We start from the raw sequence: 15,069 nt of genomic DNA, 5'->3' as shown, positions 1-15,069 counted from the left end.
ATGCCTCTCTCTCCCGAGGAGCCTCAGATTCACGAGAGCGTTCCGGGCCTCGCCGTCGCGAGCCCCCGTCCAGTCCCCGGCCCCCGTCCCGCACGACCCGGCCGGCCCGGCCCCGGTCGCGTACCGGCGGCCCGTACGCCCCACAGCGCGGCCAAGCCCGCTGCCGCCGGACCTCAGCTGCAGATCATCCCCAGCTCCGCCGACGGAGCCGTCGACGCCGCGGAAGAGGCCGTCGACCTGCTGCTGGAGTCCGGCCGTCCGCCGGGCGAGGTCCTGGTCCTGACCACCGGCGACCCGCACCCCTGGGCCGCGCACGAGCTGTCCTTCGGCGAAGAGGCCTACTGGGCCCAGCAGTCGCCCGCCGAAGACGTCTTCTACGCCCACGCCGACGCAGCCCGGATCGCCGCGCGACCGGTCGTGGTGGTCGCCGTCAACGGCGGTGGCGACGAGGCCGTCGCGCGGGCCCTGGCGGGCGCCGTGCGCCACGCCGGCGCGCTGCTCATCCTGTGCGGCGACCAGCAGCGGATCGACGCGCTCGCCGCTCCCGGCGCGTAACGGCGCCCAGGCCCCCGCGGCCCTACCGCGCAGCCGTCCAGCGCAACGGGACGGCGCTCCCCCCGGCCGACGTCCGCGACGGCCCGGGGGGAGTCCGCGCTTCACGGAGGTCGTCGCCCAGCGCCTGCGGGCTGCGCCCGCCGCGCCCCTCGCCCAGGACGTTCCAGCCCTGCGGGGTCAGCGTGATGTACGCCCCGCAGCGCAGCCCGTGCAGGGTGCAGGCGTCGCGCAGCCCCCACATCCACGCACCGTCCTCCTCCGTCCACGCCTCACCGCCGGTGCGGCAGTAGAGCAGGACGGCGGTCCGCACGGGCGAGCGGCGGCGCAGGTCGTGCGGGATGACCCGGCGCAGGTGTGAGAGGAGCGCGTTGCGCGCGTACCAGCCGTCGGCGAGACCGGCGGCCATGCCGCGGCCGATACGGCGCCCGGGCCCCGAGGGTCCGAAGGAGGCGCTGGCCAGGAGCCGCTCCTCCGGATCGAGGACGGCGACGACGGCGGTGGCGGGGCTCGGGTCATGGCGGCTGAACAGGCCGCTGACCACCTCGCGGGGGCTGCGCAGCAGGGGAATGCCGGCGTCGGCCCACTCGGCGGGCTCGAGGATACGGCCGGACGAGCCGGCGTTGACGGGGGCGGCACCGAAGGCCAACTGCACACTCCTCCCTTCGTCTGCGCGCCCACTCCGGGTGGCAGCGGGCAGGGGTGCGTAAGCCCTGGGTAAGGGCCGGTTGAGGGAGCACTCCCATTCTTCCTGGCGGACTGGCCTGCGGCAACGAGCAATTGACGGCGAAGGGAGGTTTCTGGCGGTGCGCCGGATAACTCCCTTCGAGAGCCGCGCGGCCGGGCGTACGGGAGGGTCGGGTGCCCGTTGTCAGAGCCATCGGGTTGCATGGGGGGCATGAACGACGTGGAACTACGTGCGGAAGCCGATGCCGTCCTCGCCGAGCTGGTCGGTGACCCGACCGGCTCCGCGCGGCTGCGGGAGGACCAGTGGCAGGCGGTGCGCGCCCTGGTGGTGGAGCGCCGGCGCGCCCTGGTGGTGCAGCGCACGGGCTGGGGCAAGTCGGCCGTCTACTTCGTGGCCACCTCCCTGCTGCGCCGCCGCGGCGCGGGTCCGACGGTCATCGTCTCCCCGCTGCTGGCGCTGATGCGCAACCAGGTCGAGGCGGCGGGCCGGGCCGGTATCCGCGCGCACACGATCAACTCGGCCAACCCCGAGGAGTGGGAGGCCATCCACGAGGCGGTGGAGCGCGGCGGGACCGACGTCCTGCTGGTCAGCCCCGAGCGACTCAACTCGGTGGACTTCCGCGAGCAGCTGCTGCCCGGGCTCGCGGCCACCACCGGCCTGCTGGTGGTCGACGAGGCCCACTGCATCTCCGACTGGGGCCACGACTTCCGGCCGGACTACCGGCGGCTGCGGGCGATGCTCGCCGCCCTCGGCCCCGAGGTGCCCGTCCTCGCCACCACCGCGACGGCCAACACCCGCGTCACCGCCGACGTGGCCGAGCAACTGGGCACGGGCGCCGGCGGGGCGCTCGTCCTGCGCGGCACGCTGGAGCGCGAGAGCCTGCGACTGGGGGTCGTCCGCCTGCCGGACGCGGCGCACCGGCTGGCGTGGCTCGCCGAGCACCTGGACCGGCTGCCGGACTCCGGCATCATCTACACCCTCACCGTCGCCGCCGCGGAGGAGGCCACGGCCTTCCTCCGCCAGCGCGGCTTCGCGGTCGCCTCCTACACGGGGCGTACGGAGAACGCCGACCGGCTGCAGGCCGAGGCAGACCTGCTGGCCAACCGGGTCAAGGCGCTGGTGGCGACCTCCGCGCTCGGCATGGGCTTCGACAAGCCCGACCTGGGCTTCGTGGTCCATCTCGGCTCGCCGTCCTCGCCGATCGCGTACTACCAGCAGGTCGGCCGCGCCGGCCGCGGCGTGGCACGGGCCGAGGTGCTGATGCTGCCGGGCAAGGAGGACGAGGCGATCTGGCGCTACTTCGCCGACACCGCCTTTCCGCCCGAGCCCCAGGTCCGCCAGACCCTCGCCGCCCTCGCCGACGCGGGGCGGCCGCTCTCCGTGCCTGCGCTGGAGGCGGCGGTGGACCTGCGGCGCAACCGGCTGGAGACGATGCTGAAGGTCCTGGACGTCGACGGCGCCGTCCAGCGGGTGAAGGGCGGCTGGACCGCCACCGGCGCGGAGTGGGTGTACGACACCGAGCGCTACGCGCGGGTGGCGCGCCAGCGGGCGGCGGAGCAGCGGGCCATGCGTGAGTACGTGGACACGGCCGGCTGCCGGATGGAGTTCCTGCGCCGGCAGCTGGACGACGAGGGGGCCGCGCCGTGCGGCCGGTGCGACAACTGCGCGGGCCCCTGGCTGGACGCCGAGGTCTCGGCCGAGGCACTGACGGGTGCGGCGAAGGAGCTGGACCGGCCCGGGGTGGAGGTCGAGCCGCGCCGGATGTGGCCGACGGGCATGCCGGCGCTGGGCGTCGACGTCAAGGGGCGCATCCCGGTCGAGGAGCAGTGCGCCACCGGACGGGCGCTGGGGCGCCTCTCGGACATCGGCTGGGGCAACCGCCTGCGGCCGCTGCTGGCGGAGGGAGCGTCCGACGGCCCCGTACCTGACGACGTGCTGCGCGCGGTGGTGGCCGTCCTGGCCGACTGGGCGCGCTCGCCGGACGGCTGGGCGGCGGAGCCGGCCGCCCGCCCGGTGGGGGTGGTGGCGCTTCCCTCGGCACGGCGCCCGCAGCTGGTCGGATCCGTGGCGGAGGGGGTCGCGGCGGTCGGGCGGCTGCCGATGCTGGGTGGGCTGGCGTACACCGGACCGGGTGGCCCGCTGCGGCGCAGCAACTCCGCCCAGCGGCTGCGCACCCTGTCCGACGCGCTCGCTGTGCCACCGGATCTCGCCGAGGCCCTGGCCCGGACCCCGGGGCCGGTCCTGCTGGTGGACGACTTCACCGAATCCGGCTGGACGCTGGCGGTCGCGGGCCGCCTGCTGCGCGAGGCAGGTGCCGCACAGGTACTGCCGCTGGTGCTCGCGGTCTCCGGCTGACCGCGGCTGCCGCCGAAGTTATCCACAGGGGGATGCGAAGGGCGGGGGTGACCGGGCACTGTGACGACATGACTTCACACAGTGACATGGAAATCACGCTCCGTAGTCCGGCCGAGCTGGCGGACGCACTGCCTTATCTGATGGGCTTCCATCCGACGGACAGCATCGTGATGGTCGCCCTGAAGGGTGAGCGCGGCACCTTCGGCGGCCGACTCCGGCTGGGCATCCCCACCGCGCGGGAGGAGTGGTCGGACGTCGCCCAGCAGCTCGCGGACTGCCTGATCGAGGGCAGCCGCACGAGAGGGGCGGATCCCACGGGCGTCATCGTCTTCCTCTGCCAGGACCCGGCGGCCGGACCGGAGACGCCGGCCGAGGTGATGGAGCGCCTCCGCCCGCTGGCCCAGCGCCTTCGCGTCGCCTGCGGCCGCCTCGACGTCCCCGTGATCGAGGCACTCTGCATCTCCGCTGAGCGCTACTGGTCCTACTGCTGCCCGGACGCCAGATGCTGCCCGCCGCAGGGAACGGCCCTGGCCGCGCGCGGTACGACGCCCATGGCCGCCGCCGCGACCTACGCGGGCATCCGCGTCTGCGGCTCCCTGCGCGAGATGGAGGCCCGGCTCTCGGCGCGTCCCGAAATCCCCTTCGATCCGCAGACGAAGGCGCTTGACGCGGCGGGGGCGGCCCTGATCCCCCGTATCGTCGGCGCGCCTCTGGGAGACGGACCGGGGGACGGGCTGAGGGACGTGGTGACGGGGCGCGGCGGCGATGCGGGGGTCGCCGCCCCCACTGCGCGCGGCCGCCTTGGGGCGGGCGGCGCCCCTCACGCGGGCCGCCGCCGCGCGGTGCAACGGGGGCGCGGTCCCGAGGTCGAGCGGCGGGCGGTGCGCCGGGAGTGCCTCGCCCTGGCCGAGCGGCTGCTGGTCCGGCTGGCCGGCTCGCTACCGGCGCCCGCTGCGTCGGACGAGGTGGCGGACGCCTGGGACGACGCGCTGATCGGCGACGACGAGGCGGCGGCGCTGATCATCGGCCTGCAGGACCGGATCACGCGGGACCGCGCGGCCGAGTGGATGGAGGAGCCCGACGCCGCCCCGGCGCTGCGCCTGTGGCGCGCCCTCGCCCGGCGCTGCGTGGGCGCCTACGGCGAGCACGCCGCGGCGCCCCTCACGCTGGCCGGCTGGGTGGCCTGGTCCGCGGGTGACGAGACCGGCGCCCGGGTCTGCCTCGCCCGCGCCCTGGAGCTGGACCCGGCCTACGCCTTCGCGGGTCTGCTGCACCAGGCGGTGAACGAGGGGCTGGACCCGGAGCCGCTGCGCCGCTCGCTGCGCCGCAGCCGCGGCCGGTCCGCGGGCCCCGCCAACCGCTCCACCGCGCCTGACCGCCCCGGCGGAGCCGGGCCGCGCAGGCGCGGTGGCCCCTCGCGCGGCCGCCGCCGAAGTGAGGATGCGCCGGAGGGGAGGTAAGGAGTGAGGGCGAAGAGCGGTGGGCCGGACCGGAGGCCGGGGCCGAGCCGGAGAGGAGAAGGTCAAGGGACTGATTATCGTCAGGCAGACGACTATGATCACGACCATGCCCCCCTACGACCCGTCGGCCTTCCCGCCCTTCGCCGTCACCGTCGACCTCGTGGTGCTCACCGTGCGGCGTCACGCACTGTGCGCACTGGCTGTCCGCCGCGGTGAACCCCCCTTCCAGGGGCGCTGGGCGCTCCCCGGCGGATTCGTACGGCCCGACGAGGACCTTGAGGACGCCGCGGCGCGCGAACTCGCCGAGGAGACGGGACTGCATCCGCAGTCGCTTCCCGACGACCCCACCGGGCTGCCGGGGGCGCACCTAGAGCAACTCGCCACCTACGGCGACCCCAAGCGGGATCCGCGGATGCGGGTGGTGAGTGTCGCCCATCTCGTTCTCGCCCCCGACCTGCCCGCGCCGCGTCCCGGCGGGGACGCCAGCAGCGTGCGGTGGGCGCCGGTCGAGACGCTGCTGACCCGGGACCAGGAGCAGCCGCCGCTCGCCTTCGACCACGCCCGGATCCTTGCCGACGGTGTGGAGCGGGCGCGCTCGAAGATCGAGTACTCCTCGCTGGCAACTGCCTTCTGCCCGCAGGAGTTCACCGTGGGGGAGCTGCGCCGGGTGTACGAGGCGGTGTGGGGCGTGGCGCTGGACCCCCGCAACTTCCACCGCAAGGTCACGGGCACGCCCGGCTTCCTCGTCCCCGCCGGCGGCACGACGACCCGCCAGGGCGGCCGCCCCGCCCAGCTCTTCCGCGCCGGCGGCGCCACCCTCCTCAACCCGCCGATGCTCCGCCCCGACGTCTGACGCCGCGGCGGCCCGGTCACCTCCAACCCCGGGCCGCCGACGTTCATTCGAACATCGCGCCGCCGGTGGACGGCCGTCCGCGTCATGCTCGAATCACCTCTTTCGCCCCTATATCGTGTGCCGCATCCACACCTCGGGGGCGCGCTCATGATCCAGGCCATCGGACTGACCAGCAGACCCACCGCCCACAGCTTGCCGGCGGTCGACGGACTCACCTTCGAGGCCCCCGCGGGCCGGGTGACGGCACTGCTCGGTGACAAGGGAGCCGGAAAGACCACGGCCCTGCGCCTGATGCTGCAGCGTGAGGCGGGCCGCGGTGTCACGCTCTTCCGCGGGCGCCCGCTCAGTCGCATCCCGCTGCCCGGCCGCGAGGTCGGAGTCCTGCTCGGCGACACCGAGGGCCATCCGGCCCGCTCCATTCGCGACCATCTGCGGATGCTCGCCGCCGCCGTCGGCGCCCCCGCCTCCCGCGCCGACGTGCTGCTGCGGCGCGTCGGACTCGACGGACTGGCCGCCGACCGGCTGGACGCGCTCTCGCTCAGCATGGACCGCCGCCTCGGCCTGGCCGTCGCCCTCCTCGGCGCCCCGCACACCCTGGTCCTCGACGACCCGGTGCGCGATCTTTCCCCCCGCGAGGCCGCCTGGTTCCACACCGAACTGCGCGAACTCGCCGCCGAGGGCGTCACCGTCCTCACCACGCTCACCGAACCGCGCACCGCGGCCAGATTCGCCGACCGGGTACTCACCCTCGACGCGGGACGCCTCCTCGCCGACCAGGACGCCGCCGAGTTCACCGCCGCCCGCCTGCGCCACCGCGTGATCGTCCGTACCCCCCAGGCCTCGAAGCTGGCCAGCTACCTCACCCGTACCGGCAGCACCCCCGACAGCCGCGTCGAGGTGACCGGGCGGGACAGCGGTGAACTCGCGGTCCACGGCGCGGGCGCGGCCGCCGTCGGCGAGATCGCCCACCGGCACGGCATCCTCCTGCACCACCTGGCCGAGGAGACGGACACCGCTCTCCCGGCCGGCCTGGAATCCCGGGCCGCCCCGCCCGGGCCCGTGCGGCCGACGGGCCCGCTGACCGCGCCGCGTGCTCCGGCCCCCGCCCACGCCCTGCGCTACGAACTGCGCCGCACGGCCACCGGCTCCCGCATCCCCCGCCTCGCCGCGGCCCTCGCCGTCGCTGCGTCCCTCGTCCTCGCCGCGCTGGCCGCGACGCGCCCCGCCACCGGCGGCGACCACGCCCTGCGCCTCCTCGCCGGCTGGCCCACCGCCCTGCCGCTCCCCCCCGCCGCCCTCGCCGCCGGCCTCATCGGCGCCTGCGCCTTCGGCCAGGAGTACCGCTACCCCGCACTGGTCCCCGTCCTCGGCGCGGTGCCGCGCCGTCTCGGCCTGCTCGGCGCGAAGCTCGCCGTCACCGCCGTACTCGCGCTCCTGCTCGTCGTCGTGGTCCTCTTCGCGGACGCGGCCGCGCTGCTCGTCCTCTACGGCGACATCGTCGACGTGCCGGCCGACGGCCCCGCCCAACTCCTCGCCTGGGCCGCGCTCACCGTGGGCTGCGGCTGGACGGGACTGCTGGCGGCGGGCGTGTTCCGCTCGACGGCCGTCGGCGCGGCCGCGGTGCTCACCGCCCCCGTCGCGGTCGCCCCGGCCCTCGCCGCCCTCGTCGGTACGGAGGCGGGGCGCAGGATCGTGATGGGCCCGCTCCGGCTGGCCCGCACGCTGCACCTGCCGGCGGGCGACCCCGCCGGCGCCACCGAGCTCGCCGCCTCGTTGGCCCACTCCCACGGCCCGGCCGTCGGCCTCTCCCTCGCCGCGCTGCTGGCCGTGTACACCTGCGGCGCCGTGCGCCTGCGGCGCCGCTGACGGGCCTGCGGAGTGCCGCGGACCATACCGTGCACACGTCCGACGGTCGTACGAACGGCCAGGAGTTCCCTGGTAAAAGGTCCGATTTGTGGCGAATTTGCGTCAATGATCAGGTGATCGCCGATCACCCTTTCGTGTGCTTTTCACCAAAGCCCTCAAGGGCCGCCGGGCCTCCGCCGACAAAGGATTCCGTGAGTACCCTTGCGCAGACCATGATGACCACGGCTCGTTCCTCGGACTCCGGCTACGCCGGCTCGGGCGAGCTCGACCGATACCCCTACGCCGAGGCCCCGGCCGCCGCGGCAGCGGTCGCCGCCGGCCCCGCCGCCGGCCATGCCCCGCCGCCGCCCCCCGCTCCCGCCTGGGAGCGCTCCGACTCCGACCTGACCGTGCGTGCCAGCCGCCGCGCCGCCACCAGCCGCGGCCGCGGGCTCCACGGCCAACTCGTCCAGCAGCTCGGCCAGATGATCGTCTCCGGCGATCTCGGCGCGGACCGCCCGCTCGTCCCCGAGGAGATCGGGCAGCGCTTCGAGGTCTCCCGCACCGTGGTGCGCGAGTCCCTGCGTGTGCTGGAGGCCAAGGGCCTCGTCAGCGCCCGTCCCAACGTCGGCACCCGGGTGCGCCCGGTCGCCGACTGGAACCTCCTCGACCCCGACATCATCGAGTGGCGCGCCTTCGGCCCGCAGCGCGAGGACCAGCGCCGCGAGCTGTGCGAACTGCGCTGGACCATCGAGCCGCTGGCCGCCCGGCTCGCCGCCGGCCACGGCCGTGAGGACGTCCAGCAGCGCCTGGCCGACATGACGGAGATCATGAGCCACGCCCTGGTCCAGGGCGACGGCGTCACCTTCTCCCGCGCGGACGCCGAGTTCCACGGGCTGATCCTGCAGGTCGCGGGCAACAGGATGCTGGAGCACCTCTCCGGTGTCGTCACCGCCGCCCTCCAGGTCTCCGGCGGTCCGGTCGGCGGCTGTGAGCGCCCCACCGAGAGCTCCATCGCCCACCACGCGCGCATTGTCGACGCGCTCGCCGCCGGCGACAGCACCGCGGCCGAGAGCGCGATGCGTCAGCTGCTGTCCGGGCACACGGAGACGGGTCCCGTCGAGCGCGTCGTCCCCGCCCCGCGCGAGCACTGACGTACGCGGCGACCGCCCCGACCCCCACCGGGGGCGGTCGCCGCGTACGGCGGGGCGCGGAGGCGCGAGTGGCACGGCGTGTCGCCGGAACCCGGGGCCGGGTTCCGGCGACACGCCGTATGGGGGCGCTTCTGGTCCGGTGTGACCCGGGCCACGTGGATTGGGCGTAACGCTCTCGGGGAAGGCGCGATGACCTAAGAGGTGGTTGCGCTTCGCGCGCCGCCACCGATCAAGAACACTCGCCGGCGGTCCATCCCCACCGCCGGTTGTTTCCATCGTTTCGAGAGGTTGTTCGTGTCGGCCAGCACATCCCGTACGCTCCCGCCGGAGATCGCCGAAGCCGAGTCCGTCATGGCACTCATCGAGCGGGGAAAGGCCGAGGGGCAGATCGCCGGCGATGACGTGCGTCGTGCCTTCGAGGTGGACCAGATTCCGCCCACCCAGTGGAAGAACGTCCTGCGCAGCCTCAACCAGATCCTGGAAGAGGAGGGTGTGACACTGATGGTCAGTGCCGCAGAGGCGCCGAAGCGCACCCGTAAGACCGCTACGGCGAAGAGCACAGCCCCCAGGGCGACGGTCGCGAAGAAGACGGTCGCCGCCAAGACAGCCGTGAAGAAGACCACCGCGACGGCCGCCGCCCCGGCCGACGGTGATCTCGACATCGAGGCCGCCGAAGCCGCCGACGAGGCGTCCGAGGAGCAGCCGGCCAAGAAGACCGCGGCGAAGAAGACCGCGGCCAGGAAGACGGCCGCGAAGAAGACCACGGCCAAGAAGACCGCCGCCAAGAAGACCGGCAAGAAGGGCGACGGCGAGGAGGGCGACTCCGAGGAGACCCCCGCGGCCGCTGGCGAGGAGTCCGAGGGTCCCGAGGGCTTCGTCCTCTCCGACGAGGACGAGGACGACGCCCCCGCGCAGCAGGTCGCCGCGGCCGGCGCCACCGCCGACCCGGTGAAGGACTACCTCAAGCAGATCGGCAAGGTGCCGCTGCTCAACGCGGAGCAGGAGGTGGAGCTCGCCAAGCGGATCGAGGCCGGTCTGTTCGCCGAGGACAAGCTCGCCTCCGCCGACAAGCTCGCCCCCAAGCTCGAGCGCGAGCTGGAGATCATCGCCGAGGACGGTCGCCGCGCGAAGAACCACCTGCTGGAGGCCAACCTCCGACTCGTGGTCTCCCTCGCCAAGCGCTACACCGGCCGCGGCATGCTCTTCCTGGACCTGATCCAGGAGGGCAACCTCGGTCTGATCCGCGCGGTCGAGAAGTTCGACTACACCAAGGGCTACAAGTTCTCCACGTACGCCACCTGGTGGATCCGGCAGGCGATCACCCGCGCCATGGCCGACCAGGCCCGCACCATCCGTATCCCGGTGCACATGGTCGAGGTCATCAACAAGCTGGCCCGCGTCCAGCGCCAGATGCTCCAGGACCTGGGCCGCGAGCCCACCCCGGAGGAGCTGGCCAAGGAACTCGACATGACCCCGGAGAAGGTCATCGAGGTCCAGAAGTACGGCCGCGAGCCCATCTCCCTGCACACCCCGCTGGGCGAGGACGGCGACAGCGAGTTCGGAGACCTCATCGAGGACTCCGAGGCCGTCGTGCCCGCCGACGCGGTGAGCTTCACCCTGTTGCAGGAGCAGCTCCACTCCGTGCTGGACACGCTCTCCGAGCGTGAGGCGGGCGTGGTCTCGATGCGCTTCGGCCTCACCGACGGGCAGCCCAAGACCCTGGACGAGATCGGCAAGGTCTACGGCGTGACCCGCGAGCGGATCCGCCAGATCGAGTCCAAGACCATGTCGAAGCTGCGCCACCCGTCGCGTTCGCAGGTCCTGCGCGACTACCTCGACTGACGGTCCGTACGGGCCCACCGACGCCGGTCCGCCGCGGCTGTACGAGCCGGGGCGGACCGGCGTCGGATGTAACACGGGGTGCGCCGAGCATCCGGCTGACTGAGGCTGAGGGCACACACGCTCTCGGCCTCAGTCGCGTGAGGGGGTACGGGAGCGGGTGCGCCGAGCCGCCGTCCGTGTGAGGAGCCACCCCGTATGCACCGTCGTCCCCGTCTGATAGCGGTCCTGCTGGCCGTGCTCGCCGCTGCCGTCGCCGTACTGCAGCCGGGACCGGCCGCCGCCGACGGAGTGGTCGTCGGAGGGCATCCGGCCCGGATCGACGACAGCCCCTGGATCGTGGCGCTGGCGAGCCGTGCGCGGTTCGGGGACGCCCGCTCGGGCCAGTTCTGCGCCGGGGTGCTGGTGGCCCCCCGGAAGGTCGTCACCGTGGCCCACTGCCTGGGGCGCTCGGTGCTGGGGATGCCCTACCGCAAGGTGCGCGACCTGCGGGTGATCGCGGGGCGGGGCGATCTGGAGAGCAGCGGCGGCGAGGAGGTCCCGATCCGCCGGGCCTGGGTCAACCCCGCCTACGACGCCTGGACCAACGAGGGGGACATCGCCGTGATCACCCTCGCCCGCCCGGTGAAGACGGGTAAGCCGATCCAGCTGGCCGAGCAGGCTGACGACCCCTCCTACGTGAGCGGCAGGCGGGCCCTCGTCTACGGCTGGGGGGACATGGCCGGCGACGGCAGCTACGCCTCCTCGCTGCGCGCCGCCCTGGTCCGGGTGATGCCGGACGCCTCGTGCGGGAAGGCCTATCCGCCCGGCACCCCCGACGGCACGTACCTGCCGCGCACGATGCTCTGCGCGGGCGTGCGGGCAGGCGGCCGGGACGCCTGCCAGGGCGACTCCGGGGGGCCGCTGGTGGTCGGCAGGCGGCTGGTGGGCCTGGTGTCCTGGGGGACGGGCTGCGGGGAGCGGGGGAATCCGGGGGTCTACACACGGATCGCGGGCGTCGCCCGGCAGGTCGCCGAGCACTGAGCCGGGCGGCCGGGCGGAGCCGCTCCCGCAGGAGCGCTGCCGGGCCGGCCACGGCGGAGGCGGCGAGCACGGCAGCACGACAGAGGGAGAGGGCCTCCGGTGCCGGAGGCCCTCTCCCTCTGCTGTCGTCGGACTGTGCGGGGCGCCGGGGCCCTGGGCGGCAGAGCCCCGCCCGCGAGTCCTCCGAACGCCGTCAGGCGCTCAGCTCTCGGTCTCGGGCACGGTCGCCGGCGTGGCGCTCAGCCGCTCCGTCTCGTCCTGTATCTCCGAGGCGATCTTCTTCAGCTCGGGCTCGAACTTGCGGCCGTGGTGGGCGCAGAAGAGCAGCTCTCCGCCACTCAGCAGGACGACGCGCAGATATGCCTGGGCGCCGCAGCGGTCGCATCGGTCAGCGGCCGTCAGCGGGGTCGCGGATGTCAGAACAGTAGTCACGTCGCCTCTTCTCTAGCTCGACGAGCTGTCGTACCAGGGTCAACATCCAACCAGTCCGAAAACGTTCCCGCTCGCGGGTTCTTCGGCGGGATTTCGCTTGCAGCGGACAGACGCCGGGAGTACGCCCTCCCCGGGGGTGCCGGATCGGGTGGCGGGTCGCGGCGGAGATGCCGGTTCGGAGGGCTGGGCGGAGGGTCTTGCCGGGTGTTTCGCTTGTCGTCGGTACGGCAGTGGTCGGGGCCCCGTACTGCGGGCCTGCTGGTGGTCGGTGCGGTCCGGCCGGGGTCACGGGCCGGGTCGGTCGGCGTCCGGCTGTCTGGGAGGGCCTGCCCGCAGACCAGGGGTTTCATGCCTCGCGGGCGATGTGACGAAGCGCTCGCCGCACAATCCGCCGGTCGGCCCGAAGGCCGCCATCCCTTCGAATTCTCGAACATTTTATCGAATAAACGATACGGTGGGGACGCCGTCGCCCCTCGCATCCCGGCTTCCTCCGGGCCACACGCCGGTGGCCGTCCCTCGGCTGTCACAGGGCCTCGGTACCCTCTCAGCGGGCGACCAGCCATCAACCGCAGAATTCAGCGAGGAGCGAACTGAGTGAGCGCCGCAGCGACGACCACCGAGGGAGCCGTACCGTCCCTGCTCGCGGGGCAGGACCGTGACGGATCCAACTACACCGCGCGGCACCTGCTCGTCCTCGAGGGCCTGGAGGCCGTGCGCAAGCGCCCGGGCATGTACATCGGGTCCACCGACAGCCGCGGTCTGATGCACTGCCTCTGGGAGATCATCGACAACTCCGTGGACGAGGCACTGGGCGGCCACTGCGACCACATCGAGGTGATCCTCCACGAGGACGGCTCGGTCGAGGTGCGGGACAACGGGCGCGGCATCCCGGTCGACAAGGAACCCAAGACGGGCCTGTCGGGCGTCGAGGTCGTCATGACCAAGCTGCACGCCGGCGGCAAGTTCGGCGGCGGCTCCTACGCCGCCTCCGGCGGTCTGCACGGCGTCGGCGCCTCCGTCGTCAACGCCCTCTCCGCCCGGCTCGACGTCGAGGTCGACCGCTCCAGCGCCACCCACGCCGTCAGCTTCCGCCGCGGTGTCCCGGGCGTCTTCACCGGCCCCGGGGCGGACGCGCAGTTCGACGCGGCCGGCGGGCTGACCAAGGGCAAGCGGATCCCCAAGACCCGTACGGGCACGCGGGTGCGCTACTGGGCGGACCGCCAGATCTTCCTCAAGGACGCCGAGCTGTCCCTGGAGGACCTGCACGCGCGCGCCCGGCAGACGGCCTTCCTGGTGCCGGGGCTGACCATCGTGGTCCGCGACGAGCGCGATCCGGGGGCGAAGGGCCGCGAGACCTTCCACTTCGACGGCGGCATCAGCGAGTTCTGCGAGTTCCTCGCCCCCGACAAGCCGCTCTGCGACGTCCAGCGGCTCGCCGGCAGCGGCACCTTCAAGGAGACCGTCCCGGTCCTGGACGACCAGGGGCACATGACGCCCACCGAGGTCACCCGCGAGCTGGACGTCGACATCGCGCTGCGCTGGGGGACCGGGTACGACACGACGGTCAGGTCGTTCGTCAACATCATCGCCACCCCCAAGGGCGGCACCCACGTCACCGGCTTCGAGCGCTCGCTCACCAAGACGGTCAACGAGCAGCTGCGTGCGCAGAAGCTGCTGCGTGTCGCCGAGGACGACATCGTCAAGGACGACGCCCTGGAGGGCCTGACCGCCGTCGTCACCGTCCGCCTGGCCGAGCCGCAGTTCGAGGGCCAGACCAAGGAGGTCCTCGGCACCTCGGCAGCCACCCGCATCGTGTCCCAGGTGGTGGCCAAGGAGCTGAAGGCGTTCCTGACGTCCACCAGGCGCGACGCCAAGGCGCAGGCGCGCACAGTGCTGGAGAAGGCCGTCGCCGCGGCCCGTACGCGCATCGCGGCGCGGCAGCACAAGGACGCCCAGCGGCGCAAGACCGCGCTGGAGTCCTCCTCGCTGCCGGCGAAGCTCGCGGACTGCCGCAGCGAGGACGTGGACCGCACCGAGCTGTTCATCGTCGAGGGCGACTCCGCGCTGGGCACGGCGAAGCTGGCCCGCAACTCCGAGTTCCAGGCGCTGCTGCCGATCCGCGGCAAGATCCTCAATGTCCAGAAGTCGTCCGTCTCCGACATGCTGAAGAACGCCGAGTGCGGCGCGATCATCCAGGTCATAGGAGCCGGGTCCGGGCGGACCTTCGACATCGACCAGGCCCGCTACGGCAAGGTCATCATGATGACCGACGCCGACGTCGACGGCTCCCACATCCGCTGCCTGCTGCTGACGCTCTTCCAGCGCTACATGCGGCCCATGGTGGAGGCGGGCCGGGTCTTCGCCGCCGTGCCGCCGCTGCACCGGGTCGAGCTGGTCCAGCCCAGAAAGGGCCAGGACAAGTACCTCTACACCTACTCCGACAACGAGCTGCGCACCACGCTGCTGGAGCTGCAGCGCAAGGGCGTGCGCTACAAGGACTCCATCCAGCGCTACAAGGGCCTCGGCGAGATGGACGCCGACCAGCTGGCCGAGACCACGATGGACCCGCGCCACCGCACCCTGCGCCGCGTCAACATCGGCGATCTGGACGCGGCGGAGGAGACGTTCAACCTGCTGATGGGCAACGAGGTCGCCCCGCGCAAGGACTTCATCACCAACTCGGCGGCGACGCTGGACCGGACCCGGATCGACACCTGAGGTCCGCGGCGGGCCGCTCCCGCGACGGAGCGGCCCGCCCTCCTCCCGCTCCCCGGCGGTGTGCCGCCGTGCCCGTTCCCGGGGTCGGCGTCGGGCGTTCCGGGCGCCTTACCGTGCGGAGGGAGATCCCCGCCCGGATTCCCCGTGATT

At 73.4% G+C, this 15,069-nt stretch carries 11 protein-coding genes; 9 read left to right on the top strand and 2 right to left on the bottom strand.

Annotation, left to right across the window (positions count from 1 at the left end; genetic code table 11):
* A complete protein-coding gene (locus ACFQLX_RS10560; RefSeq protein ID WP_386413994.1) occupies positions 1-555 on the top strand; it encodes a hypothetical protein in 555 nt (184 codons plus the stop codon).
* 22 nt (positions 556-577) lie between these two features.
* Here ACFQLX_RS10560 and ACFQLX_RS10555 read toward each other — a convergent pair whose 3' ends face one another.
* On the bottom strand, positions 578-1,201 hold the full coding sequence (locus tag ACFQLX_RS10555) for a hypothetical protein (protein WP_386413993.1): 624 nt from the start codon (positions 1,199-1,201) through the stop codon (positions 578-580).
* Between the two features lie 249 nt (positions 1,202-1,450).
* Between ACFQLX_RS10555 and ACFQLX_RS10550 the strand changes: the two genes are divergently transcribed.
* The 7 genes from ACFQLX_RS10550 (at position 1,451) to ACFQLX_RS10520 (ending at position 11,769) form a co-directional block, all read left to right on the top strand.
* Positions 1,451-3,595, top strand: a complete 2,145-nt coding sequence (locus ACFQLX_RS10550; RefSeq protein WP_386413991.1) for a RecQ family ATP-dependent DNA helicase — start codon at positions 1,451-1,453, stop codon at positions 3,593-3,595.
* An 86-nt stretch (positions 3,596-3,681) separates the two neighbouring features.
* Positions 3,682-5,055 (top strand): DUF4192 domain-containing protein, encoded by a 1,374-nt coding sequence (locus ACFQLX_RS10545; RefSeq protein ID WP_386413990.1) that lies wholly within the window; start codon positions 3,682-3,684, stop codon positions 5,053-5,055.
* A 106-nt stretch (positions 5,056-5,161) separates the two neighbouring features.
* Positions 5,162-5,908: an NUDIX hydrolase gene (locus ACFQLX_RS10540; RefSeq protein WP_386413988.1), complete on the top strand. Its 747-nt coding sequence runs from the start codon at positions 5,162-5,164 to the stop codon at positions 5,906-5,908.
* 147 nt (positions 5,909-6,055) lie between these two features.
* Positions 6,056-7,774, top strand: coding sequence for an ATP-binding cassette domain-containing protein (locus ACFQLX_RS10535; RefSeq protein WP_386413987.1), 1,719 nt, complete (start codon positions 6,056-6,058; stop codon positions 7,772-7,774).
* A 215-nt stretch (positions 7,775-7,989) separates the two neighbouring features.
* A complete protein-coding gene (locus tag ACFQLX_RS10530) occupies positions 7,990-8,907 on the top strand; it encodes a FadR/GntR family transcriptional regulator (protein ID WP_386414068.1) in 918 nt (305 codons plus the stop codon).
* A 294-nt stretch (positions 8,908-9,201) separates the two neighbouring features.
* Positions 9,202-10,749, top strand: coding sequence for an RNA polymerase sigma factor (locus ACFQLX_RS10525; RefSeq protein ID WP_386413986.1), 1,548 nt, complete (start codon positions 9,202-9,204; stop codon positions 10,747-10,749).
* 195 nt (positions 10,750-10,944) lie between these two features.
* Complete coding sequence (locus ACFQLX_RS10520; protein WP_386413985.1) at positions 10,945-11,769, top strand: serine protease; 825 nt, start codon at positions 10,945-10,947, stop codon at positions 11,767-11,769.
* Between the two features lie 201 nt (positions 11,770-11,970).
* Here ACFQLX_RS10520 and ACFQLX_RS10515 read toward each other — a convergent pair whose 3' ends face one another.
* Entirely contained in the window at positions 11,971-12,201 is a 231-nt protein-coding gene (locus ACFQLX_RS10515; protein ID WP_386413983.1) for a DUF7455 domain-containing protein, read from the bottom strand.
* Between the two features lie 594 nt (positions 12,202-12,795).
* On the opposite strand from ACFQLX_RS10515, the gene ACFQLX_RS10510 reads away from it, so the two are divergent.
* A complete protein-coding gene (locus ACFQLX_RS10510) occupies positions 12,796-14,919 on the top strand; it encodes a DNA gyrase/topoisomerase IV subunit B (RefSeq protein WP_386413982.1) in 2,124 nt (707 codons plus the stop codon).
* Positions 14,920-15,069: the final 150 nt, after the last annotated feature.

Origin of the sequence: Streptomyces polyrhachis, assembly GCF_042663125.1 — a bacterium.
Lineage (GTDB): Bacteria > Actinomycetota > Actinomycetes > Streptomycetales > Streptomycetaceae > Streptomyces > Streptomyces polyrhachii.
The sequence above is the reverse complement of the archived record's forward strand: the minus strand, read 5'-3'. Positions and strand labels throughout refer to the sequence as shown.

Coding starts and splice junctions, on each gene's coding strand:
- ACFQLX_RS10530 (WP_386414068.1), top strand. CDS start 7,990: ATGACCACGGCTCGTTCCTCGGACTCCGGCTACGCCGGCTCGGGCGAG.
- ACFQLX_RS10535 (WP_386413987.1), top strand. CDS start 6,056: ATGATCCAGGCCATCGGACTGACCAGCAGACCCACCGCCCACAGCTTG.
- ACFQLX_RS10540 (WP_386413988.1), top strand. CDS start 5,162: ATGCCCCCCTACGACCCGTCGGCCTTCCCGCCCTTCGCCGTCACCGTC.
- ACFQLX_RS10560 (WP_386413994.1), top strand. CDS start 1: ATGCCTCTCTCTCCCGAGGAGCCTCAGATTCACGAGAGCGTTCCGGGC.
- ACFQLX_RS10545 (WP_386413990.1), top strand. CDS start 3,682: ATGGAAATCACGCTCCGTAGTCCGGCCGAGCTGGCGGACGCACTGCCT.
- ACFQLX_RS10520 (WP_386413985.1), top strand. CDS start 10,945: ATGCACCGTCGTCCCCGTCTGATAGCGGTCCTGCTGGCCGTGCTCGCC.
- ACFQLX_RS10550 (WP_386413991.1), top strand. CDS start 1,451: ATGAACGACGTGGAACTACGTGCGGAAGCCGATGCCGTCCTCGCCGAG.